Source organism: Pseudomonas jilinensis (genome assembly GCF_003586265.1).
GTDB classification, from domain to species: Bacteria; Pseudomonadota; Gammaproteobacteria; order Pseudomonadales; family Pseudomonadaceae; genus Halopseudomonas; species Halopseudomonas phragmitis.
The window spans coordinates 38240-60305 of record NZ_QJSA01000002.1; the positions used below are offsets into that span (position 1 = coordinate 38240).

General features: G+C 59.5%; 21 protein-coding genes. 10 read left to right on the top strand and 11 right to left on the bottom strand.

The window, feature by feature from the left end:
• Positions 1 to 35: 35 nt before the first annotated feature.
• Positions 36 to 836, bottom strand: coding sequence for a TatD family hydrolase (locus C2846_RS02155; protein ID WP_119700569.1), 801 nt, complete (start codon positions 834 to 836; stop codon positions 36 to 38).
• Positions 837 to 841: 5 nt separating this feature from the next.
• Entirely contained in the window at positions 842 to 2554 is a 1713-nt protein-coding gene (locus tag C2846_RS02160) for a DEAD/DEAH box helicase (protein ID WP_080050276.1), read from the bottom strand.
• Positions 2555 to 2695: 141 nt separating this feature from the next.
• Here C2846_RS02160 and C2846_RS02165 point away from each other — a divergent pair, with 141 nt between their 5' ends.
• Positions 2696 to 3628: a glutathione S-transferase family protein gene (locus C2846_RS02165; RefSeq protein WP_080050277.1), complete on the top strand. Its 933-nt coding sequence runs from the start codon at positions 2696 to 2698 to the stop codon at positions 3626 to 3628.
• A 261-nt stretch (positions 3629 to 3889) separates the two neighbouring features.
• Here the strand turns inward: C2846_RS02165 and greB are convergent, their stop codons facing one another.
• The 3 genes from greB to C2846_RS02180 are packed head-to-tail and all read right to left on the bottom strand — an operon-like array spanning position 3890 to position 7563.
• On the bottom strand, positions 3890 to 4384 hold the full coding sequence (gene greB, locus C2846_RS02170; RefSeq protein ID WP_119700571.1) for a transcription elongation factor GreB: 495 nt from the start codon (positions 4382 to 4384) through the stop codon (positions 3890 to 3892).
• Positions 4385 to 6886, bottom strand: coding sequence for an ABC transporter permease (locus tag C2846_RS02175; protein WP_119700572.1), 2502 nt, complete (start codon positions 6884 to 6886; stop codon positions 4385 to 4387).
• On the bottom strand, positions 6883 to 7563 hold the full coding sequence (locus C2846_RS02180; protein ID WP_080050280.1) for an ABC transporter ATP-binding protein: 681 nt from the start codon (positions 7561 to 7563) through the stop codon (positions 6883 to 6885). The genes C2846_RS02175 and C2846_RS02180 overlap by 4 nt, the downstream gene beginning before the upstream one ends.
• 10 nt (positions 7564 to 7573) lie before the next feature.
• Between C2846_RS02180 and C2846_RS02185 the strand changes: the two genes are divergently transcribed.
• Genes C2846_RS02185 through C2846_RS02195 form a run of 3 tightly spaced genes read left to right on the top strand, consistent with a single transcriptional unit; the run spans position 7574 to position 9509 of the window.
• On the top strand, positions 7574 to 8209 hold the full coding sequence (locus C2846_RS02185; RefSeq protein ID WP_080051715.1) for an arylesterase: 636 nt from the start codon (positions 7574 to 7576) through the stop codon (positions 8207 to 8209).
• A gap of 46 nt (positions 8210 to 8255) precedes the next feature.
• Positions 8256 to 8546 carry a hypothetical protein gene (locus C2846_RS02190; protein ID WP_119700574.1) on the top strand — a complete coding sequence of 97 codons (291 nt, stop codon included), beginning with the start codon at positions 8256 to 8258 and terminating at the stop codon, positions 8544 to 8546.
• A gap of 3 nt (positions 8547 to 8549) precedes the next feature.
• The gene (locus C2846_RS02195) at positions 8550 to 9509 is read left to right on the top strand and encodes a L,D-transpeptidase family protein (RefSeq protein ID WP_119700575.1); all 960 of its coding nucleotides are present in this window, start codon (positions 8550 to 8552) and stop codon (positions 9507 to 9509) included.
• A 166-nt stretch (positions 9510 to 9675) separates the two neighbouring features.
• Here the strand turns inward: C2846_RS02195 and C2846_RS02200 are convergent, their stop codons facing one another.
• The gene (locus tag C2846_RS02200) at positions 9676 to 9930 is read right to left on the bottom strand and encodes an Lpp/OprI family alanine-zipper lipoprotein (RefSeq protein ID WP_080050283.1); all 255 of its coding nucleotides are present in this window, start codon (positions 9928 to 9930) and stop codon (positions 9676 to 9678) included.
• A gap of 229 nt (positions 9931 to 10159) precedes the next feature.
• Here C2846_RS02200 and C2846_RS02205 point away from each other — a divergent pair, with 229 nt between their 5' ends.
• Together C2846_RS02205 and C2846_RS02210 are read left to right on the top strand one after the other, a co-directional pair.
• On the top strand, positions 10160 to 11545 hold the full coding sequence (locus C2846_RS02205) for a GntP family permease (RefSeq protein ID WP_119700576.1): 1386 nt from the start codon (positions 10160 to 10162) through the stop codon (positions 11543 to 11545).
• A gap of 114 nt (positions 11546 to 11659) precedes the next feature.
• A complete protein-coding gene (locus C2846_RS02210) occupies positions 11660 to 11944 on the top strand; it encodes a GNAT family N-acetyltransferase (protein WP_080050285.1) in 285 nt (94 codons plus the stop codon).
• Between the two features lie 60 nt (positions 11945 to 12004).
• Here C2846_RS02210 and C2846_RS02215 read toward each other — a convergent pair whose 3' ends face one another.
• Positions 12005 to 13081, bottom strand: coding sequence for a 3-deoxy-7-phosphoheptulonate synthase (locus C2846_RS02215; RefSeq protein ID WP_119700577.1), 1077 nt, complete (start codon positions 13079 to 13081; stop codon positions 12005 to 12007).
• A gap of 241 nt (positions 13082 to 13322) precedes the next feature.
• Between C2846_RS02215 and C2846_RS02220 the strand changes: the two genes are divergently transcribed.
• The 3 genes from C2846_RS02220 (at position 13323) to cysB (ending at position 16387) form a co-directional block, all read left to right on the top strand.
• A complete protein-coding gene (locus C2846_RS02220; protein ID WP_080050286.1) occupies positions 13323 to 14282 on the top strand; it encodes a putative 2-dehydropantoate 2-reductase in 960 nt (319 codons plus the stop codon).
• A 20-nt stretch (positions 14283 to 14302) separates the two neighbouring features.
• On the top strand, positions 14303 to 15214 hold the full coding sequence (locus C2846_RS02225) for a 5'-nucleotidase (protein ID WP_080050287.1): 912 nt from the start codon (positions 14303 to 14305) through the stop codon (positions 15212 to 15214).
• A gap of 198 nt (positions 15215 to 15412) precedes the next feature.
• Positions 15413 to 16387 (top strand): HTH-type transcriptional regulator CysB, encoded by a 975-nt coding sequence (gene cysB, locus C2846_RS02230; protein ID WP_080050288.1) that lies wholly within the window; start codon positions 15413 to 15415, stop codon positions 16385 to 16387.
• Between the two features lie 27 nt (positions 16388 to 16414).
• On the opposite strand, the gene C2846_RS02235 is transcribed toward cysB, so the two are convergent.
• Positions 16415 to 17146: a phosphoadenylyl-sulfate reductase gene (locus tag C2846_RS02235; RefSeq protein ID WP_119700578.1), complete on the bottom strand. Its 732-nt coding sequence runs from the start codon at positions 17144 to 17146 to the stop codon at positions 16415 to 16417.
• A gap of 220 nt (positions 17147 to 17366) precedes the next feature.
• On the opposite strand from C2846_RS02235, the gene thrH reads away from it, so the two are divergent.
• Positions 17367 to 17984, top strand: coding sequence for a bifunctional phosphoserine phosphatase/homoserine phosphotransferase ThrH (gene thrH / locus C2846_RS02240; protein WP_080050290.1), 618 nt, complete (start codon positions 17367 to 17369; stop codon positions 17982 to 17984).
• 79 nt (positions 17985 to 18063) lie between these two features.
• Here the strand turns inward: thrH and pabB are convergent, their stop codons facing one another.
• The 3 genes from pabB to rloB are packed head-to-tail and all read right to left on the bottom strand — an operon-like array spanning position 18064 to position 21971.
• On the bottom strand, positions 18064 to 19386 hold the full coding sequence (gene pabB, locus C2846_RS02245) for an aminodeoxychorismate synthase component I (protein ID WP_119700579.1): 1323 nt from the start codon (positions 19384 to 19386) through the stop codon (positions 18064 to 18066).
• Positions 19387 to 19397: 11 nt separating this feature from the next.
• A complete protein-coding gene (locus tag C2846_RS02250; RefSeq protein WP_119700580.1) occupies positions 19398 to 20432 on the bottom strand; it encodes an alpha-L-glutamate ligase-like protein in 1035 nt (344 codons plus the stop codon).
• Positions 20433 to 20441: 9 nt separating this feature from the next.
• Positions 20442 to 21971, bottom strand: coding sequence for an osmotic stress tolerance membrane protein RloB (gene rloB / locus C2846_RS02255; protein WP_080050293.1), 1530 nt, complete (start codon positions 21969 to 21971; stop codon positions 20442 to 20444).
• Positions 21972 to 22066: the final 95 nt, after the last annotated feature.

The window sequence follows — 22066 nt, forward strand, 5'->3', positions numbered from 1 at the left end:
TAGTGCAGGATGACACTGTGCCAGCAGACTATAGACTACGCGTCGGGAGTTGGCAGGTTGAAGCACTGGCGGGCGGTTTCGCTGGTATGTTTGGCCAGTTGTTCCAGTGATTCGCTGCGGCAGGTGGCGACGGTACGGGCCACTTCCAGCAGCCAGGCCGGCTCGTTGCGCCGATTTTTCGGCTTGTTGGCGAGTGTCCGCGGAAGCAGCCAGGGAGCGTCGGTTTCCAGCATCAGCCGGCCGGCTGGAATATCGGCGACCAGGGAATGCAGGTGGGTGCCACGGCGCTCGTCGCAGATCCAGCCGGTGATGCCGATGTGCAGGTCCAGATCCAGATAGCCATACAACGCCGTGCGGTCGGCAGTGAAACAGTGCACTACTGCCGCCGGGAGTTGGTCACGGTAGTCGCGAAGTATTTCCCGTAGAGTCTGACTGGCATCGCGTTCATGCAGAAACACCGGCATGCCCAGTTCGGCGGCAAGGCTGAGCTGGTCTTCCAGTGCCTTGCGCTGCTGTGGGCGAGGGGAGAAGTCGCGATTGAAGTCCAGGCCGCACTCACCAATGGCCTTGACACAATCGGCCTGGGCGAGCTGGCGTAGTTCAGTGCAGGAATGGGCTTGCCAGTGGCGAGCGTCATGCGGGTGGACGCCAGCGGTGCAGAATAGACGCTGTGGCGCTTCGGCACACAGTTGCTGAACCTGATGGCAATTTTCCAGGGAGGTGGCGGTAAGCAGAATCTGACTGATGCCGGCTTGCCAGGCGCGTTCCAGCACCTGGTCCCGGTCCTTGTCGAAGGCGGCGTCAGTAAGATTGACGCCGATATCGATCCATTCCATCGGTATTAGCCGCGAGGCTTGCCCTTGCGTGGGGGCTGCTTGCCGGCGAAGTCGCGGCGCGGCTTGTGGTGCCGTGGCCGATGCTCGGTCTCGCCAGGCGGCAACGGCCAGGCCTTGATCTGCAGAGTCATGCCGTTGATCTCAATGCCAGCCAGACGGTTGAGCGTCGAGCTGTCGAGTTGCGGCAGGTAGACGGCAGTATGCTCGTTGAACAGCTTGATGTTGCCGATCTGGCTCTTCTGCAGGCCGGCATGCTTGACCAGGGCCTCGACCAGAGGTTTTGGTAGCAGGCCATTGCTGCGTCCGCCCTGGACCTTATAGCGCACCAGGCCACTGTCGCGTTCAGCCAGGCTGTCACGTTCACGGCGCGCAGGTGCTGTAGGCAGGTCTGCAACCGGCTCCAGCAGGGCTTTGGCGCCCGGCAGGATCGACAGCAGGCAGGCGGCCAGTTCGGTGGCGTCCAGGCTGGTCAGTTCCTGCAGGTCATGTACCAGTTGCTCGTGCAGAGCGCCGGATTGCTCGCTGGCGCTGTTCAGCCGGGTTGCCAGTTTGTTCAGCCGGCCGCTGCGTACGGCATCGGCGCTGGGCAGAGCCTGGGGCTCGATTTTCTGCCCGGTGGCTTTCTCCAGTACATGCAGCAGACGCCGTTCGCGCGGGGTGGCAAACAAGATTGCGGTGCCTTGGCGGCCAGCCCGGCCGGTACGGCCAATCCGGTGTACATAGGACTCGCTGTCGTGCGGCAGGTCGTAGTTGAGCACGTGAGTGATACGCTCGACGTCCAGGCCGCGGGCGGCCACATCGGTGGCAACCACGATATCCAGCAGGCCTCGCTTGAGGCGGTCGACCACCTGTTCACGCAGTTGCTGGCTGAGATCGCCGTTCAGCGCCGCGGCTGCAAAGCCGCGAGCTTCTAGGCGCTCGGCCAGTTCCAGACTGGCGGTTTTGGTTCGCACGAACACGATCATGGCTTCAACCGGCTCGACTTCGAGCAGGCGGGTCATGGCATCCAGTTTGTGGTGGTTGGCCACTTCCCAGACTTTCTGGGTAATGGTTTCCAGGCTGCTCTTGGCGCCGCTGTGCAGGCGAATTTCTTTCGGGTCGCGCAGATGATTGCGCGCTACGTTACGCACACCGGGCGGCATTGTCGCGGAGAACAGGGCCTTCTGGGTGTTGTCCGGGACTTCATCGAAAACCGCTTCAAGGTCGTCGGCAAAGCCCATCTTGAGCATTTCATCGGCTTCATCGAGCACCAGAAAGCGCAGCTGCTGAAGTTTCAGGCTGCCACGACGCAAGTGGTCGGTCAGTCGACCAGGCGTCGCGACCACGACCTGTACGCCGCGTTCCAGCGCTTTGAACTGTGGGCCAAAGGCCGAGCCGCCGTACAGGGCCAGGACCGAGAAACCACGCAGATTCTGGGCGTAGCGCTGCAGCGCTTCAGCGACCTGCAGGGCCAACTCCCGGGTTGGGGTCAGAATCAGGGCCTGGGTGGCTCGCAGGCTCGGGTCGATGCCGGCCAGTACCGGCAACGCGAACGCTGCGGTCTTGCCGGTGCCGGTTTGAGCCAGGCCGAGCAGGTCATGACCCTCGAGCAGGGTCGGAATGGCCTCGGCCTGAATCGGGGAGGGGGTTTCATAACCGAGGCTGTTGAGAGCCTCGAGAAGCGCTGCAGGCAAGCCGAGATCGGCAAACTGCGTCGCCGCCGGAGCGGTATCGGACATACGAGAAGTAAACCTTGGGGGATATGATAATGGCGTAGTATACGTGTTTTCTGGCCTGATTGCTGCAGGGTTTTTCTCGGCCGGCAAAAAACTCTCTTGGCTGCCACCCTGTCGGCAGCAATTGTTCATAAGGAGTTGCGCATGGGACGCTTGGTTGAAGGTACCTGGTACGACGAGTGGTATGACACCGAAGCTAACGACGGAGCTTTCATCCGGGAGGATTCTGGGTTCCGTCACAGCATTGAACCTGGCGGGCGTTTCAGTCCAGACTCCGGGCGTTATCACTTGTACGTGTCGCTCGCCTGTCCCTGGGCTCATCGAACTCTGATCATGCGCAAGCTCAAGGGGTTGGAGTCACATATCGGGGTCAGCGTGGTGCATCCGCACATGCTGGATGAGGGCTGGGTTTACGACAGTCCGGAACCTTTGCACGGTTATACCCACCATCATCAGCTCTATACCCGGGCCAAAGCCGATTACAGCGGGCGGGTGACGGTCCCGGTGCTGTGGGATCGGCAGGAAGACACCATTGTCAACAACGAGTCTTCGGAGATCATTCGTCTGTTCAACTCGGCGTTCGACAGCCTGACCGGCAACTCGGACGATTATTACCCGCAGTCATTGCGCGAAGAGATCGAGAGGCTCAATCGGCGTATTTACGACGAAATCAACAATGGTGTTTACAAGGCGGGCTTTGCTACCAGTCAACAGGCCTATGAGCAGGCCTGCCGTACGCTGTTCGCGGCACTCGACTGGCTTGAACAGCTGCTTGGTGAGCGTCGTTATCTGGCGGGCGCACAGGTGACTGAGGCCGACTGGCGGCTGTTTACCACGCTGGTGCGTTTCGATCCGGTATACCACGGTCATTTCAAGTGCAATCTTCGACGGATCGAGGACTACCCGAACCTGGCCGGCTATACCCGGGAGCTGTATCAGTGGCCGGGCGTGGCCGAGACCGTGGATTTCTGGCACATCAAACAGCACTATTACTACAGTCACGGCATGATCAACCCGACCCGGGTGGTGCCGCTTGGCGAGGGAATGGATTTAACTCTGCCGCATGGGCGTAGCTAGGGTCTGTTGCCGTTTCATCGCAAACCGCGTTGCTGCGAAAAATGTCGCCAGGCCAGGCGTGGGACGCAGGGAATGGTTACTCCCTTGCCAAGTCCCACAACGACGCATGGCGACATTTTACGCGCAACCCGAAGGGCCGGGCCTGTTTTTGCGCGATGCCGCGTTACTCAATGCTTATTTGGCCCACCAAACCTCGCATTTCGCGCCTTGCCTCGCGCAAAAACAGGCTCCGGCGCGGTTGCGATGAAACGGCAACAGACCCTAATAGCGAATCGCGACAATCCAGTAGCAACGCTCGCCTGCCGGGGCCTGGACGACCACTTCGTCGTCCAGGGCTTTGCCCAGTAGCGCTCGGGCCATGGGGCTGTCGATGCTGATGTGCTGGCGCTTGGGATCGATTTCGTCAGGCCCGACAATGCGTACGGTCAAGCTTTGGCCGTCCTCATCTTCCAGTTCTACCGTAGCGCTGAAAAAAACCTTGCTGGGGTCGCTGGGCGGCTGATCAACGACCTTGAGGTTTTCCAGACGTTTGCGCAAAAACCGCACCCGGCTGTCGATCTCGCGCAGCATCTTCTTGCCATAGATATATTCGGCATTCTCCGATCGATCGCCCAGCGCGGCGGCTTCGCTGACCGCCTGGGTGACCGCCGGGCGCCGCACATGCCAAAGTTCGTGCAATTCATTGCGCAGGCGCTGGGCCCCTTCGGCGGTGATCAGTGGGGTTCCGGCGCTGCGGGGAGGGCGGTAGCGGCTCATTCAGACTCCCCGATTGATCAGGCGCATGGGACTTTGTTCAACGACCGGGCGGGTGCCCCAGGCTCCAGCCAGTCCAATCAGTAAGGCTCCAGTCAGCGGAACCAGCAGCCATAGCCCAAAGTGCGGACTCCAGCTTAGATCCAGTGCCTGGCGGTAGAGCAGCAGGGTGATCAGCTCGGCGGCGGCGATGGCCAGTAACCCGGCCAGCGCCCCCAGCAGGGCGAATTCCAGGCGATTGGCCTTTTGCAGCAGTGGTCGGCCGGCGCCCAGGGTGCGCAGCAGTGCACCTTCGTAGAGGCGCTCATCCAGGGTAGCCTGCAAGGCGGCGAACAGAACGGTAAAGCCGGCCAGCAGGACGAACAGCAGGACGTATTCAACGGCCAGCGTGACCTGGGCCAGGATGTCGCGGATCTGTGCCAGTATGGCTTCGACCTCAAGCAGGGTCATGGCCGGAAAGGCCCGTGCCAGATCGCGCAGAGCTTCGCGTTCAGTACTTGGCAGGCTGAAGCTGGTCAGCAGGGTCAGGGGCATGCCGTCGAGGGTGCCGGGGGAAAAGATCATGAAGAAATTCGGGGTGAAGTTGTCCCATTCGACTTCCCGAATGCTGCCGACCCGGGCCTGGACCTGCTGGCCGGCGATCACGAAGGTCAGGTCATCGTTCAGGCTGACGCCAAGGTTGTCTGCTAGCCCGGCTTCGACCGAAACCCAGTGACGGTCATCCGGCAACTGGTCGAACCAGCGGCCTGCGCTCAGGCGGTTGTCAGTGGCCAGGGTAGCTGACCAGGTCAGGCTCAGGTCGCGGTTGATTGCGCGCTCGGCCTGGCTGTCCTTGGTGACCAGATCACGCACCGGTTGGCCGTTGACTTCGATCAGCCGGCCGGGGCTGACCGGGTAGAGTGGGGCGGCGCGAGCGCCAATCTGTTCCAGTTTGGCGGTAAAGGCCTCGGCTTCGCTGGGCAGAATGTTCAGGGCGAAGTGGTTGGGGGCATCATCCGGTAACTGGGCCTGCCAGGTGTCGAGCAGTTCGGTACGCAGAATCAGGATAACCACCATGGACATCAGAATCAGGCCGAAAGCCAGAATCTGCCCGGCTGCGGTGGTTGGCTGCTTGAGCAATTGCCCGCTACCCAGACGCCAGGCCAGGCTGGCGTTGCGCAGCCGGGCGCCGGTTTGCTTGAGCAGGGCCCAGGCCAGCAGGCCGAGCAGCAGAGACGCCAGGGCTCCGCCAAAAACAACTGCCAGGGTGATTGGCAGGTTGCTGGTAAATTGCCACATCAACAGCGTCAGCGAGCCCAGGGCCAGGCCATAGATAACCCAGCCGCTGCTCGGTAGTGGCGCCAGATCGCGGCGCAGAACTCGCAGGGGCGAGACTCGACCGAGTCTGAGCAGCGGTGGCAGGGCGAAGCCGATCAGCCCGACCAGCCCGGTGGCGGTACCGATCAGGAGCGGCGTCAGGCCGGGACGGGGAATGTCCGGAGGCAGCAAATCAGCCAGCAGGTACACCAACCCCCATTGCATCAGCCAGCCCAGTGCCAGCCCGATCAGGGTGGCCAGCAGGCCGAGCCAGGCCAGTTGCACCAGAAATACCTTGAGTACCAGCCGGCGGCTGGCACCCAGACAGCGCAGCAGGGCGCTGGTGTCGAAGTGGCGGCTGGCGAAGCGGTTGGCCGAGAGCGCAACCGCCACCCCGGCCAGTACCACTGCGGCAATGCTGGCCAAACCGAGGAACTGGTTGGCGCGTTCCAGCGCATTGCCGATCTGCCGGTTGTCGTCACCAACGGTCACCAGCCTTTGGTGCTCGTTCAGGCGTGGTTGTAACCACTGGCGATAATCGGCCAGGGCTGTTTCCGGGCCGCTGACCAGCAATCGATAGCGTACTCGGCTGCCGGGCTGGATGATGCCGGTGGCCTCGAGGTCAGCCAGGTTCATCAGCACCCGGGGTGTCAGGCTGTAGAAATCGCCGGCGCGATCGGGTTCGTGGGTCAGCAATGCGTCAATCCGCAGTTCTGACAGGCCGACTTCCAGGGTGTCGCCAATATCCACACCAAGCACGCTGACCAGTCGGGGTTCGACCCAGAGCTCGCCAGGGGCCGGCGTCTGCTCGGCCACCTGCTCCTGGCCAAACAGCCGGTCACTGACGCGGACCTGGCCACGCAACGGATAGCCGGGCCCCACCGCTTTGACACTGGAGAGCTGCATGTCGCTGTCGCTGGCCATGACGCTGGAGAATTCGACCACTTCGGTCCATTCCAGGCCACGGCTGCTGGCCTGTTCGGCGTACAGCGGCGGTAGCGGATCGCGAGATGAGATCAGCATGTCGGCGCCGAGAAATTCGGCGGCGCGGCTGGCCATGCCGCGTTGCAGGCGGTCAGTGAAAAAACTGATCGCGGTGCTGACCAGAACGGCGATGATCAGCGCCAGGACCAGCACCCGCAGCTCTCCGGCGCGCCATTCACGGGCCAGCAGGCGGCTGGCCAACTGAGCTGAATGTTCTCGGCTCATGCGGCCTGCTCCAGCAAACGGCCGGCTTCCAGATGCAGGGCGTATTGGCAGCGCTCGGCCAGGCGTGCGTCGTGGGTGACCATGATCAGGGTGGTGCCCTGTTCGCGGTTGAGCTCGAACAGCAGGTCAGTAATGCGCTGGCCGGTTTTGGCGTCGAGGTTGCCAGTTGGCTCGTCGGCGAACAGGATGTCCGGTTCGCTGGCAAAGGCTCGGGCAATCGCTACGCGCTGCTGCTCGCCACCGGAAAGCTGGCGCGGATAGTGGCTCAGGCGCTGGCCCAGGCCAACCCGTTCGAGTAGCTGGGCTGCCCGCTCGCGGGCGTCGCTGCGGCCATGCAGCTCCAGCGGCAGCATGACATTCTCCAGCGCGGTCAGGCTGGCGAGTAACTGGAAGGACTGGAAGACGAAGCCAACATGCTCGGCTCTAAGCGCTGCACGTTGGTCTTCGTCGAGCTGGCTGAGCGGCTTGCCGGCCAGTTCGACTTCGCCGTTGCTTGGCAGATCGAGCCCGGCCAGCAGGCTGAGCAGGGTCGATTTGCCCGAGCCGGATGCCCCGACGATGGCGACACTGGCGCCGCGGGCGATATGCAGACTGACGTCGTCGAGGATGGTGAGCTCGGCTTCCGAGGTACGAACGACTTTGCTAAGGTGGCTGGCAACGATCACGCTGTCTGACATGGTATCTGCCTTGAAAACTGTCTGGAAATCCTGGCTGGCTCTGTGCCTGGCCGGCTGGCTGGCGCTGCCGGCCAATGCACAGAGTCTGTTGGTTGTTGGCGATAGTATCAGTGCCGCATTCGGTCTGGAACTTGAGCAGGGCTGGGTCAGCCTGCTGCAGGAGCGTTTGCATCAGCATGGCTATCCTTATGAGGTGATCAATGCCTCGGTCAGCGGTGACACTACGGCTGGTGGGCTAGCCCGCTTGCCGAGCCTGCTGGAGCGCTATCAGCCGGCCCTGGTAATGATCGAATTGGGTGGTAATGACGGCTTGCGTGGATTGCCTCCAGCCAATATGCAACAGAATCTTTCCAGCATGGTGCGCAGTGTGCAGAGCAGCGGGGCTGATGCGTTGCTGCTGGGTATCCGCATTCCGCCCAATTATGGGGTGCGTTACACCCGGGCGTTTGAACAGGTCTTCGTCGATGTCAGTCAGGCCCACGAGGTGCCGCTGGTACCATTCGTCCTGGAAGGGGTGGCTGGCGAGGACAGCTTGATGCAGGCTGATGGCATACACCCAACCGCTGCGGCGCAGCCCATAATCCTGGATAATACCTGGCCGGCCATTGAACAATGGCTGCAATCACGGTCCGAGGATATTGAATGATGAGGAACTCCAGGTGACGCTGTCCTGGATGGCAAGGCGGTGGTGCATGGTGGAGCAGGATGAGCAGCAGGATCTGTTTGTCAGTAATCCCTGGCATGTGCACCTGGTGGATATCAATCTGCGGCTGGATGTGCCGCGGGAGCGAACCTTGTGCGGGGATCTTTTGCCATCACGGCCGGTCTATCGCGAAGTAACCCGTCAAGCGTTGCGGGGCCTGTGCCCGGCGTGTCTGGCTATGGCGCGCGAGCAACGTCAGGTGCGACGCCCGGTCACTCGGAATGCTGAGCTGTCAGGGTTGTCTATGCAGATAGAGCTGAGTGGGGTTGGAGGAAGCTGAACGATGAGTGGATCCAGGACTAGACTGCTGGGTGGTTTGCTGAGCTTGCTGCTGGCTGCTCCGGCTATGGCCACTAGCTACGATCTGGCTCCGGGCCAGGAACTTGTCGGACGTATTTACAGCGTCGAGGCTCGGTTCGAGAATACTTTCGCCGATCTTGGCGAAATGTACGGATTCGGCTATCTGGAACTGTTGGCGGCCAACCCGGACATCGATCCCTGGTTGCCAGGTGAGGGGGTGCAGGTGGTAATGCCGGGTAAGCACATCTTGCCCGATGCGCCGCGTGAAGGGATTGTCATCAACCTGCCGGAATACCGGCTGTACTACTTCCCGCCAGGCGGTGGGCAGGTCATGACCTATCCGGTGGGTATCGGCCGAGAGGGGTGGTCCTCACCCATTGGTCAAACCCGGGTTGCGCGCAAGGAAGCCAATCCATCCTGGTATCCTCCCCAGTCGATTCGTGAAGAGCATGCCGCACAAGGCGAATACTTGCCGGCGGTAGTACCGCCTGGGCCGGACAACCCCATGGGGCCGTTCAAGATGAATCTGGCCATGGGCGCCTATGTTATTCATGGCACCAACAAGCAATTCGGTATCGGTATGCGGGTCAGTCATGGCTGCTTTCGCATGAACAATGCGGACATTACCGAGCTTTACCCGCATATTCCGATCGGTACCCAGGTAACCATCGTCAATCAACCGTTCAAGCTGGGTGTGCACGAAGGCAAACTGTACCTTGAGGTGCATACGCCACTGGATGAGCACGGTATGCCTTCAACGCTGGATCGCCAGGCAGCAATGCAGAGTCTGTTGGCTGCGCAGGGCGCCAAGGTGGAGGGGTATCGGCTGGACTGGGGGCAGATCCGTGATCTGGTGTATGCAGAGAGCGGCATGCCAGCCGTTATAGGTACACCTTTCCAACCGGAGTGGGCTGGAAAGGCGTATTTAGGAAGCTCTGATTAAATCAGTTTCGGTGTCGGCCCAGTTGTCACTGACCTGCTCTAGACACGCCGTGAACCCATCCCTGGGGGCTTGACGATGCCCGTCCAGGGCATCGACAGTCTAGAACAGGTCAGCGCCAACCGGGCTGCTGGACTTTTGTGCAATTAATCAGAGTTTCCTCAGGGTCTTACTTGCGGCTGGTCCGCTCCAGCATGCGCATGGCCCGCTCATTGGCTTCGTCAGCGCTTTGCTGAGCCCGCTGGGCGGCAGCCAGTGCTTCTTCCGCCTTGCGATAGGCCTCATCGGCACGAGCCTGAGCACGTGCTGTGGCGTTCTCGTTGGCAGTCAGACGAGCGCTGGTTTCCTGTTGCTGGGTGTTGCTGCAGCCGACAGCCAAAAGCGCGGCCAGGGCAACGGCGGACAATTGCAGTGCAGTTTTCATGGTTTTCCCCTTCTCGATGAGTCCTTGCGTTGGGTCGGTTCTATTGAACGCTCCCCGTTAGCATCAACAATACTAGCACCGGTTTTTGACTATGGTGTTGTCATAAGTCATAAACCAGCGTGTTAGAGGGTATTCAGCAATTTTAATTCCCTGTTGCAGGTGTTTGTTCTGGCTCGACAGTGCGGTAATGTGTCGCAACCACAATGAGACAACTACAAGGAATGCATTGATGCTGGGCAACATAGGCTTGCTAGCGGGGCTCGCCCTGCTGATTTTCATGGCCCTGCGCGGAGCCAATATCTTTATCGCCTCGCTGGTTTGTGCCCTGGTAGTGGCAGTGACCAACGGATTGTTGATTCCCAAGACTCTGCTTGAGTTCTATCCCTTCGGTCCGCTTGGAGCCTTCACCTTTGCTGGCAAGTTCTTTCTGCTGTTCCTCTGTGGGGCAATTTTTGGTAAGGCCATGGCGACCAGTCAGGCAGCCAAGAGCATTGCACTGGCCATTACTAATAGCCTGGGTGTAAAGCGCACCCTGTTGGTGGGCATGTTGGTATGTGCGCTACTGACCTACGGCGGTGTAGTGGTGTTCGTGGTGGTGTTCACCATGTATCCGCTGGGTATCACTCTGATGCGTGAAGCCAATCTGCCCAAACGGCTCTGGGCGGCGGCGACCTCGGTTGGGGCCGGAACCTTCACCATGACCGCGCTGCCGGGGACTCCGTCGATCCATAACGTGATCTCGGCCAGTTCGCTGGGGACCGACCTGTTTGCCGGCGGCTGGATCGGGATCTTTGCTGCTCTGATCATGGTTGGGCTTGGCATGTGGTATGTCGAACGTGGCTGGCGGCTGGCCCGGGCCAACGGTGAAGGCTTTGTCGAGAATACCCAGGACAAGCGTATGGAGCAGTTGATCGGTGATCCTGCCGATGCGCCGCCGTGGTATCTGGCGATGGTTCCGATGATCGTGGTGCTGGGCGTGATCATGCTGCCGCGGCTGTTGCTGGCCATGGGTGACTGGTCCGGTAGCGACAGCTTGCTGGCGCGCAGTCTGGTCTTTAGCCAGACGCAACCGATCATCTGGCCGAGCATGGCCTTGATCCTGGGTTCGTTGACCTGCGTAGTGCTGTTCCCGAGCATGCGGCGCAAGGTGGGGCAAGTATTTGGCCAGGGCGCCGAAGACTCGATCATGCCGCTGCTCAATACGGCGGCAGTAATCGGCTTCGGTGGAGTCGTGACCCAGACCGCCGGTTTTGGTCAGTTTGCCCAGTGGATTCTCAGTGCTGATCTGCCGCCGCTACTGTCAGTGTTTGCCTCGGCCAGCGTAGTCTCGGCCATCGTTGGTTCGTCCTCTGGCGGTCTGCAGATTTTCATGCAGTCGCTGGCTCCGCATTACCTGGAGATGGGCGTACAACCGGAGATCCTGCACCGGATCGCCGCCATTGCCTCGGGCGGTTTAGACTCGTTGCCGCATTGTGGCGCAGTGATCGCCACCTTCATGATCATGGGGTTGACCCATCGTGAGGCTTACAAGGATATGTTCGTGGTCACCGTGGCTATCCCGGTGGTGGCCTGTCTGGCCGCGATCGCACTACTGATGATGCTGGGTATGGGCTGAGTCGGAAGCGGGGAATGACAGGGGGGTGAGCGAAAAATCGGGTGGAATTTTTTTCCTGATTTGTTGTCTATACTGTTCCCCTGTTCCCTTTTGGATTTCCACAGGAGACCGACAATGCCACTGACGCCGATCCAACACGATCCGCAAGCACAGCAGTTCTACATTGTCGTCGATGGCGCAAAAGCCTATTTGTCCTATATGGATCTGGGTAAAAAGACGCTGGATATCTACCGTACCTTCGTGCCCAGTATTCTGCGCCGCAGGGGGCTGGCCGCCAGGCTGACAGCCCATGCCCTGCGCTATGCAGAGGAGGGCGGGTACACGGTTATACCCTCCTGCTCGTACGTGGAGTGGTACATGGATCGCCAGACTCGCCTCGTCGAAGCCCGTACTGCCTGAGTCCTATTGCAGAAACGACAAACCCCGCCTTGGCGGGGTTTGTCGTTTTAAGGGCCGGGATCAGCCGCGCTGACGCTTGGGCATAACATCCTTGAGTTTGGCGTGCATGCTGCGGATGCTGCTGACTGTAGTATCCCAGTCGATGCAGGCGTCAGTCACAGAAACTCCGTACTGCAGTTGCGACAGATCCTGGGGAATCGACTGATTACCCCAGCCGATATGGCTTTCAACCATCAGGCCGATTATCGAATTGTTGCCTTCGAGAATCTGATTGGCAACGTTATCCATCACCAGTGGCTGCAAGCCCGGGTCCTTGTTGGAGTTGGCGTGGCTGCAGTCGACCATGATGTTCAGCGGTACGCCTGCCTTTTGCAGTTCCTTTTCACATAGCGAGACGCTGACCGAGTCATAGTTCGGTTTACCGTTGCCGCCGCGCAGTACCACATGGCCGTATTTGTTGCCCTTGGTGGTTACGATCGATACCTGGCCATCCTGGTTGATACCCAGGAAGCGGTGCGGGCTGGAGACTGACTGCAGGGCGTTGATGGCCACGGTCAGGCTGCCGTCGGTACCGTTCTTGAAGCCGACCGCCGAAGACAAGCCCGAAGACATTTCCCGGTGGGTTTGCGATTCGGTGGTACGGGCGCCGATGGCGGACCAGGAGATCAGGTCCTGCAGGTACTGTGGGGAGATTGGGTCGAGCGCTTCGGTAGCGGTCGGCAAGCCCATCTCACTCAAATCACGCAGCAGTTGCCGGCCAATGTGCAGGCCGTCTTCGATCTTGAATGAATCATCAAGATAGGGGTCGTTGATCAGACCTTTCCAGCCAACGGTGGTACGTGGTTTTTCAAAATAGACCCGCATGACCAGATACAAGGTGTCGCTGACTTCCTCGGCCAGTTTTTTCAAGCGCTGGGCGTAATCCTTGGCGGCTTCGACATCATGGATGGAGCAGGGGCCAATGACGATAAACAGGCGCTGGTCCTTGCCATCGAGAATGTCGCGAATAACCTGGCGGCTATCGCTGATGGTCGCCTGGGCGGTCGGTGTCAGCGGAATTTTGGCTTTGAGTTGGGCGGGTGTGATCAGTACTTCGTTCGAAGCGATGTTAAGGTCATCGATTGGTAAGTCGGCCATCATCAGTCTCAGCAGGTTTGTCAGGCAGCCAGCGGCGCCTTGGTTCAGTATTATGGAGGCTCCAGGGTGGCTGACAGCTTAATCAAGCTTGCCGCGCCAGGCTACCCCAACTTGCTACTATTGGGTCGATTGATGGTTTGGATCGAACGCCAGCTTTGTCGCGTGGCTGACGGTCTTGAGCTGGCAAAGACGATTACCATGACGTCCAGTCGGACCATGCACATGACAAGAAGAGGGTGATATGCAAAGCAGCATGCCAAGAATCGGGGTTATCGGTACGGGCGCCATTGGCGGCTTTTACGGCCTGATGCTGGCCCGTAGCGGCCAGGACGTACACTTTTTGTTGCGTAGTGAGTATCAGGCGGTGCTCGACAAGGGGCTGACCGTCGACAGTTGGGTGCACGGAATGCTCAACCTCAATCCGGTACAGGCCTATCGCGACGTGGCCGACATGCCGGCCTGTGACTGGTTGCTGGTGGGCGCCAAGTCGACTACTAATGCTGAGTTGGCGCCAATCATTGCCAAGGCTGCGGCGCCTGGGGCCAAGGTAGTGTTGTTGCAGAACGGGCTGGATAACGAAGCCGACCTGCGGCCGTTGCTGCCTGATGACCTACACCTGATCGCCGGGCTGTGCTATGTGTGCCTGTACCGTACCGCGCCCGGTGTGGTGGTGCATCAAGACAACGGCCTGATCGACCTGGCCTACCATAGCGGCCCAGCCGGCGACGATACGGCGCGAGCGGCTGTACTGAGCGAGGGCGCGGAGCTATTCCGTCAAGCCGGTATCAAGGCTCGGGAGGCCGCCAACCTGGAGTCAGCTCGTTGGCAGAAGCTGGTCTGGAATGCAGCTTTCAATGGCGTTTCCGTACTGCTCAATGGCGGCACCAAAGCGTTGCTCGATAACCCGGCCAGTTGGCAGTTGATTCGTGATCTGATGGCCGAGATCGTCAGTGCTGCCGAGGCCCAAGGCTACAGCATGCCGGAGCAATACCCGGAAAAACTGCTCAAGCACACCCACACCATGCCGGACTATCAGCCCAGCATGTACCACGACTGGCTGCACAAGCGCCCGATGGAGCTGGACAATCTGTACGGCAAAGCGCTGGAAAAGGCCGCCCAGGCCGGTTGCGCGATGCCGAAAACCGAGGCATTGTTGCAGATGTTGCGGTTCATTCAGGACAGGTACCTGGCCGCTGACTGACCCCTTTGCCAGGAGGCGCCATGCCCGTACTGCTCGGTGACAAGTTGGTAATTGCGATCTCCTCGCGAGCCTTGTTCGATCTGGATGACAGTCACCAGGTCTATGAGCAGGAAGGGCTGGAAGCCTACCGGCAATATCAGATAGCGCGTGAAGACGAACCGCTGGCCCCCGGCGAAGCCTTTCAACTGGTGCAGAAGCTGCTACGGATCAACAGCCTGCTGGAAGGCGAAAGCCGGGTAGAGGTGGTGCTGTTGTCGCGCAACAGCGCTGATACCGGTCTGCGAGTTTTCAACTCGATCCAGCATTATCAGCTCGGGATTACCCGGGCTGCCTTTGCTGGCGGTCGCAGCCCGTTCACCTATGTGCCAGCCTTCGGCTGCCATCTGTTTCTTTCCACCCATGCCGACGATGTTCGCAGCACTCTGGAAGCCGGGTTTGCCGCCGCAACGATTCTGCCTTCGGGGCGCCCGCGTGACACCGGTGACGAGTTGCGCATCGCCTTTGATGGCGATGCGGTACTGTTCTCCGATGAATCCGAGCAAGTGTTTCAGCGTGATGGACTGGAGGCCTTTCAGGCCAAGGAGCGAGCCGCTGCGCGTGAGCCGTTGGCCGGTGGGCCGTTCAAGCATTTCCTGGCCGCTCTGAACCGGATCCAGACCGAGTTCGGTGTCGATGATTGCCCAATCCGTACTGCTCTGGTTACCGCGCGTGGAGCTCCGGCCCATGAGCGGGTAATTCGGACCCTGCGAGAGTGGGATATTCGCCTGGATGAATCGCTGTTTCTCGGCGGGCTCGATAAGTCTGAGTTCCTGCGTGCCTTCGGAGCAGATCTTTTCTTCGATGACCAGGAAGGTCATTGTCAGCGAGCCGTGGGAGTGGTCCCGACCGGGCATGTGCCGCACGGCATCAGTAATCTGCGTAAAACCAGCTAGGAACCAACCTCAAACTGCTTACACCGGTCTGACGAGGCGAAAAAAGACCCTTAAAGCCTTTTGGCAGACCAGTGGTCGGTTATTTTGTCGTCTGACCAATCATTTCAGTTACAGATGGTCTAACCTCGTAGTGATAACGGTTATTATGGTTATAACGCGGCGCACGACCGTGAAACCGTCAGACCAGGGGATCCCATCATGAAACTGCAGCAGCTCCGCTATATCTGGGAGGTCGCTCATCACGATCTTAACGTGTCGGCCACCGCGCAGAGTCTGTACACCTCACAGCCGGGTATCAGCAAACAGATCCGCCTGCTTGAGGATGAACTGGGGGTTGAAGTCTTTTCTCGCAGCGGCAAACACCTGACCCGAGTTACGCCTGCGGGCGAGCGCATCATTGCTACCGCCGGTGAGATTTTGCGCAAGGTCGAAAGCATCAAGCAGATCGCCCAGGAGTTCAGTAACGAACGCAAGGGCACCTTGACTCTGGCAACCACCCACACCCAGGCACGCTACGCCTTGCCGCCGATTATTGGTCGCTTCATTCAGCGCTATCCCGATGTGTCCCTGCACATGCACCAGGGCACGCCGATGCAGATCTGCGAGATGACGGTCGATGGCACCGCTGATTTTGCGATTGCCACTGAAGCGTTGGAGCTGTTTTCCGATTTGGTGATGATGCCGTGCTATCGCTGGAATCGTTGTGTGATCGTACCTAAGGGGCATCCACTGACCAAGTTGCCGGAGTTGTCACTCGAAGCTTTGGCTGAACATCCGCTGGTCACCTACGTGTTTGGCTTTACTGGTCGCTCGAAGCTGGACGAGGCATTCAGCAATCGCGGTCTGGCACCCAAGGTGGTGTTTACTGCCGCCGATGCGGACGTGATCAAGACCTACGTGCGGTTGGGGTTGGGGGTCGGGATTGTCGCCCATATGGCGCTTGATCCGGTGGCCGATGCCGACCTTGTGACAATCGACGCCAGCAAGCTGTTTGAGCCCAGCGTAACCAAGATCGGGTTCCGCAAGGGGACTTTCCTGCGTGGCTATATGTATGACTTCATCGAGGCTTTCGCGCCGCACCTGACCCGCGATGTGGTCGACAAGGCCCTACAGTGCCACAACAAGCTGGAACTTGATGAGTTGTTCGCAGGAGTAGAGCTGCCAGTCCATTAGACTGGCAGTCATTGCGCTGGAGGCAGGTCAGCTCTTGGCGATCAGGTTGCCGGCATGCAGGCCGCACTCTTTCTGGGTGGCTTCTTCCCACCACCAGCGGCCTTCACGCTCGTGCTGGTTCGGCAGTACCGCACGGGTGCAGGGCTCGCAGCCGATACTGATAAATCCGCGCTCATGCAGCGGGTTGTAGGGAATCTCCAACATGCGGATGTAGTTCCACACATCTTCGCTGCTGTAGTTGGCCAGCGGGTTGAACTTGATCAGCGGATGTGCGTCGCTGCCGAATGCTTCGTCCTGCTCGATCACCGGCACATGGCTGCGGGTGCCGGGGCTTTGGTCACGACGCTGGCCAGTAATCCAGGCATCGACGGTTGCCAGCTTGCGCCGCAGCGGGGCGATCTTGCGGATGCCGCAGCACTCGCCGTGGCCGCTCTTGTAGAAATCGAACAGCCCCTTTTCCTTCACATAGGCTTCCAGGGCCTGATGCTCGGGGGAAAGTACTTCCAGGGTAATGCCATAATGCTCGCGGACTTTTTCCAGAAACTGGTAGGTTTCCGGGTGCAGGCGGCCGGTATCCAGGGTGAATACCTTGATGGCGGGGTTAATCTTCCAAGCCATGTCCAGCACTACGATATCGTCGGCGCCACTGAATGACAGCCACAGATTATCAAAGTGCTCAAAGGCCAGTTTGAGTATGTCCTGGGGGGATTTGCCGGCGTAGCTTTCGGCCAGTTCGGCGGGGTCGAATGTCTTGGTCATCAGGCTCGTTTCCTTCCAGGCGGTCAATGCGCCGCTGTTTTGAGCGAAGTCTAACAAAGCCCGACTTAGTCCATCCTCTTTTATTTAGTTATATTTTTATGTCTTTTGGCTATCATCAGGCAAGCTAACAGGCGTGTCTGTTAGCTTGGACTGGCATTGCGTCGCAGGCGCTTAGCCGGTAGATTGTCGGCCATTTCATCGATCACATCAGGAGCTGCCCGTGGAAATCGCCTGCCTTGACCTTGAAGGGGTACTGGTACCGGAAATCTGGATTGCCTTTGCCGAGAAAACCGGTATCGAAGAGCTGAAGGCGACTACCCGGGATATTCCCGACTACGACGTGCTGATGAAGCAACGCCTGGGCATTCTCGATCAGCACGGCCTCAAGCTGGGTGATATTCAGGAAGTGATCGCCACCCTCAAGCCGCTGGACGGCGCGGTGGAGTTCGTTGACTGGCTGCGCGAGCGCTTTCAGGTCGTGATTCTGTCCGATACTTTCTACGAGTTTTCGCAGCCGTTGATGCGTCAGCTCGGTTTTCCGACCCTGCTGTGTCATCGTCTGATTGCCGACGAGAGCGACCGGGTAGTGGATTATCAACTACGCCAGAAGGATCCCAAGCGTCAGTCTGTTATTGCGCTCAAGAGCCTGTACTACCGGATCATTGCTGCTGGTGACTCCTACAATGACACTACCATGCTGTCCGAAGCCCATGCCGGCATCCTGTTCCACGCCCCGGACAACGTGATTGCCGAGTTCCCGCAGTTTCCGGCAGTGCACACCTATGAAGACCTGAAGAAAGAGTTCATCAAAGCGTCGAATCGTACGCTGAGCCTCTGATTTAGGGAAACACTGATTAAATCTGTTTCTGCGTTGGCCCAATTGTCGCTGGGCTTGTGTGCAATTAATCAGTGTCTTCTTAGTTTAGTGCTTCCATCAGAACCCTGACCTTGGTCAGGGTTTCCTGATATTCGGCTTCAGCCTCCGAGTCGGCGACGATGCCGCCACCTCCCCACAGATAGAGTCGGTCATCCTGATGAATCAGGGTGCGGATGGCGATATTCAGGTCCATCTGGCCTTCACAGCCGATATAGCCGATGCTGCCGCAATACAGGCTGCGCCGGACTGGTTCGAGTTCCTCGATGATCTGCATTGCGCGAATTTTCGGTGCTCCGGTGATCGATCCGCCCGGGAAGGCGGCGGCCAGCAGGTCGAGGGCGTCCTGACCTTCGGCCAGCTCGCCGGTTACGCTGCTGACCAGATGATGAACGTTGGGATAGGTTTCCAGGGCGAACAGCTCGGGAACCCGGACACTGCCGGGCCGGCAGCTGCGGCCCAGGTCATTGCGTAGCAGGTCAACGATCATCAGGTTTTCCGCCCGGTCCTTGAGGCATTCAAGTAGCTCTTCGGCTAGAGCCTGATCCTGTTCTGGCGTTGCGCCACGCCCTCGGGTGCCCTTGATCGGGCGGGTCTCTACATGGCCGTCATGGACCTGCAGAAAACGTTCCGGTGACAGGCAGAGCAGAGCGCCGTCATGGCTTTCCAGGTAGGCGGAAAACGGAGTCGGGCAGGCTTGGCGCAGGCGTTGCCAGGCGCTCCAGGGATCGCCACTGCAGTCGGCGCTGAAGCGTTGAGCCAGATTGATCTGGTAGCAGTCGCCGGCCTGAATGTAGTGCTGAATGCGCTCAAAGGCTTGCTGGTAATCGGTACGGCGTTGCTCGGCCTGGAACGCACTGGTCAGGTGGAAGGGGGCTGGTGCGACAGCGCTGGTGCGCAGGCGTTCGAGAATGGCCTCGTGCTCGCTGTTCGGCAGGCGTGGATGACTCACCAGCCAGCTTTGACGCTGCTGGTGATCGCTCAGCAGCGCCCACAGGTGAATGCCCATGCGCAGGTCGGGTAGCCGGATATCGGCTTTGGCTAGCTCGGGCAGGGCCTCCAGGTGTCGACCGAAATCATAGCTGACATAACCCAGAGCCCCGGCGCCAAAGGGCAGGGGCTGGCCGGGCCAGGATGCCGGGCCAAGATCGGCCAGCAGTTGACGCAGGCGAGCAAGCGTTTCTCGGCCGTGTTCTGCATGTAGCGGTTCGATTATCTGGCTTGGGCCGGCACTCAGCAGGCTGTAGCGGCCCAGCTGAGAGGGGGTGGCCGAGTCCAGCAGGACCGGATGGCCAAGGTCACGCACGCTGGGCAGCCAGGCATCAAGCCTGGGCTGATAGCCCAGCTCAGTGAGTTGGTAGTGCATTTACGATGTCGTCATGCAGGGTTTTCGGAGTTGCTGGACTCCGGGCTTGCCGGGGGTTCTTCGGGCTTGATTGAACGCGGCTGGCTAAAGTGCTTTTGGGCGTAGGCCACGCGCTGCTCAGGCGTTTCCGGCTCATGGCCGGTCTTTTTCAGTGCCGCCAGATGGCGTTCGACGGCATGGCAGCGGTGGGTCAGGCCGGCATCGTTGGCAATCTGGATATTCAGGCCTGGGCGGGCGTTGAGCTCCAGAATCAGCGGACCCTGATCCTGATCCAGTACCAGATCGACGCCGATGTACCCCAGACCGGACAATTCGTAACAGGATGCCGCCAGGGCCATGAAACCGTCCCAATCCGGCAGTTGTACACCATCGACCGGGTTGGCAGTGTCGGGGTGTTTGCTGATCTTCTTGTTCAGCCAGGTACCCTTGAGGGTTATGCCGGTAGCCAGATCGACACCGACCCCGATCGCGCCCTGGTGCAGGTTGGCCTTGCCACTGGATTGGCGGGTCGGCAGGCGCACCATGGCCATCACCGGATAGCCCATCAGCACGATGATGCGAATGTCCGGTACGCCTTCATAGCTGATGCTCTTGAAGATCGGATCGGGGGTGACTCGGTATTCAATGATTACCCGGTCACGGTGGCCGCCGAGCGAGTACAGTCCAGACAGGATGCTGGAGATGTGGTGGCCGATTTCGTCGCGGCTGATGATCTTTCCCGATACGGTCTTGAACATGCCTTCGTAGCGATCGGCGATGACGATGATGCCGTCGCCGCCGGCGCCCTGGGCCGGCTTGATAACGAAGTCCTTGTGTTTGTCGACAATCGAATCGAACTTGTCGAAATCCTTCTCGGTTTCAATGATCCCGTACAGCTCCGGCACATGAATGCCGGCAGCGATGGCGCGCTCCTTGGTCAGGATCTTGTCGTCGACCACCGGATACAGGTGCCGCTTATTGTACTTGAGTACATAGTCGGCATTGCGGCGGTTGATGCCCATGACGCCATGGGCTTTGAGCGCTTTCAAGGTTTTCAGGAAGAACATGCGGTTTCCTCAGCCCTGTTGGGTCAACGCCTTGAAGCGCATCAGTTCGGTCAGCCGGTAGCCACGATAACGCCCCATTGCCAGCATGAAGCCTACCAGTACCAGCAAGATTGCCGGGAAGGTGAAGACGAAGTAGGTCAGCTCCGGAATGGTCATCAACAGGTGCGCGAGGGTAGCAGCGACCAGTGTGCCGAGTGCGACCTTGAACGAATGGCTGCCGCCACGCTCTTCCCAGGTGATCGACAGGCGCTCGATGGTCATGGTCAGGATCACCATCGGGAATAGCGATACCGACAGCGCCCGCTCGATACCGAGTTTGTGACTGAACAGACTGATGGCGGCGATGACCAGCACCACGAAGGTCAGTACGATCGACAAGCGTGGCAGCATCTGCAGCTTCAGGTGTTCAAGGTAGGAGCGCAGTGACAGGCCCAGCGCGGTAATCAGGGTGAACAACACGATACCCCAGCCAACTTGAGTCTCGCGGAAGGCCAGGGCGATCAGTACCGGGGTAAAGGTCCCCAGGGTCTGGATGCCGATCAGGTTGCGCAGAATCAGGATTACCAGTACTCCGACCGGGATCATGATCATCACCTGATAGACATGCTGGGCATGCAGCGGCAGGCCATAAAGCGAGTATTCGAGCAGTGCCGAGGCGCGATTCTCGGTGGTCATCTTGGCCAGGCGCAGAGCGTTCATCTCACTGTTGTTGATGGTGAAGCTGACGCGGCCCTGGCGGCCGCCTTCAAGGTTGAACAGCGGCTGGCTGCCGGTCCACCAGATCAGGCGGTTGTCGGGGATGCCTTGCTGGCCGGTTTCAGGGTGGTAATACAGCCAGCGCTCGCCGTTATGGCTACGCAGCCACAGTTCCGGCTCCTGATTGGCCGTGCTTTCCAGACGAATGGTATGTACCAGCTCCAGCGGGATTCGCGCATTGGACAGCAGCACATCAATTACCCGGGCCTTGTCCAGCGCACTGGCGCTGCCGCCAAGCAGCAGCTTGACATTGTCGTCGGTGATGTCATTGACCCGGCGAATGGTTTCACTGATGAAGGTTTCGATGTCGGCCGAGTGCTGGCGGATCGGACTGATCAATGCATCGGCGGCGACCTGCTCGGGGCCATCCAGAACAATCGGCTGGCGTGCTGGAGGCGGCGGCGCGACCGTGGGGGCGGTGCTGTAGCGCTTGGTCAGCACCAGGCGGTAGTACAGGGTCTGGGTGCCACTGGCACGGCGGGCCGACCAGGTCACCCTGCGGTTGCTCTGCACCTGATTGATGCTGACTCCGTAATTGTTGGAGATGAAGCTTTCGTTAAGGCTGATGTAGTCCTGATTCAGTGGCGGAATGAACATCTGAGCCTTGATGGGGACGCCACTGCTGGCCTGAAACTCGAACTTGGCGTCGAGGCTCCAGATATCGTCGGTTTCGTCTTCCTTGACCGGAATGTCGAGCACGACGATCTGGTATCCGGTGATCAGCAGGCCAAGGCTTACAAGAATGAAGATAAGGATTTTCAGGTGCAAGTTGAGCGATTGCATAGTCTTCCCAGTGGCTGTGTAGGTCACCGCTTCCTGTCGTCATCCAGGTGCGCAGGCATCGGTTCGGTGAACAGGGCGGCATATTAGCACGCCCT

Excerpts from the sequence above, each read along its gene's own strand:
- C2846_RS02155 (WP_119700569.1), bottom strand. The coding sequence starts at position 836 with ATGGAATGGATCGATATCGGCGTCAATCTTACTGACGCCGCCTTCGAC.
- C2846_RS02160 (WP_080050276.1), bottom strand. The coding sequence starts at position 2,554 with ATGTCCGATACCGCTCCGGCGGCGACGCAGTTTGCCGATCTCGGCTTG.
- C2846_RS02165 (WP_080050277.1), top strand. The coding sequence starts at position 2,696 with ATGGGACGCTTGGTTGAAGGTACCTGGTACGACGAGTGGTATGACACC.
- greB (WP_119700571.1), bottom strand. The coding sequence starts at position 4,384 with ATGAGCCGCTACCGCCCTCCCCGCAGCGCCGGAACCCCACTGATCACC.
- C2846_RS02175 (WP_119700572.1), bottom strand. The coding sequence starts at position 6,886 with ATGAGCCGAGAACATTCAGCTCAGTTGGCCAGCCGCCTGCTGGCCCGT.
- C2846_RS02180 (WP_080050280.1), bottom strand. The coding sequence starts at position 7,563 with ATGTCAGACAGCGTGATCGTTGCCAGCCACCTTAGCAAAGTCGTTCGT.
- C2846_RS02190 (WP_119700574.1), top strand. The coding sequence starts at position 8,256 with ATGGTGGAGCAGGATGAGCAGCAGGATCTGTTTGTCAGTAATCCCTGG.
- C2846_RS02195 (WP_119700575.1), top strand. The coding sequence starts at position 8,550 with ATGAGTGGATCCAGGACTAGACTGCTGGGTGGTTTGCTGAGCTTGCTG.
- C2846_RS02200 (WP_080050283.1), bottom strand. The coding sequence starts at position 9,930 with ATGAAAACTGCACTGCAATTGTCCGCCGTTGCCCTGGCCGCGCTTTTG.
- C2846_RS02205 (WP_119700576.1), top strand. The coding sequence starts at position 10,160 with ATGCTGGGCAACATAGGCTTGCTAGCGGGGCTCGCCCTGCTGATTTTC.
- C2846_RS02210 (WP_080050285.1), top strand. The coding sequence starts at position 11,660 with ATGCCACTGACGCCGATCCAACACGATCCGCAAGCACAGCAGTTCTAC.
- C2846_RS02215 (WP_119700577.1), bottom strand. The coding sequence starts at position 13,081 with ATGGCCGACTTACCAATCGATGACCTTAACATCGCTTCGAACGAAGTA.
- C2846_RS02220 (WP_080050286.1), top strand. The coding sequence starts at position 13,323 with ATGCAAAGCAGCATGCCAAGAATCGGGGTTATCGGTACGGGCGCCATT.
- C2846_RS02225 (WP_080050287.1), top strand. The coding sequence starts at position 14,303 with ATGCCCGTACTGCTCGGTGACAAGTTGGTAATTGCGATCTCCTCGCGA.
- cysB (WP_080050288.1), top strand. The coding sequence starts at position 15,413 with ATGAAACTGCAGCAGCTCCGCTATATCTGGGAGGTCGCTCATCACGAT.
- C2846_RS02235 (WP_119700578.1), bottom strand. The coding sequence starts at position 17,146 with ATGACCAAGACATTCGACCCCGCCGAACTGGCCGAAAGCTACGCCGGC.
- pabB (WP_119700579.1), bottom strand. The coding sequence starts at position 19,386 with ATGCACTACCAACTCACTGAGCTGGGCTATCAGCCCAGGCTTGATGCC.
- C2846_RS02250 (WP_119700580.1), bottom strand. The coding sequence starts at position 20,432 with ATGTTCTTCCTGAAAACCTTGAAAGCGCTCAAAGCCCATGGCGTCATG.
- rloB (WP_080050293.1), bottom strand. The coding sequence starts at position 21,971 with ATGCAATCGCTCAACTTGCACCTGAAAATCCTTATCTTCATTCTTGTA.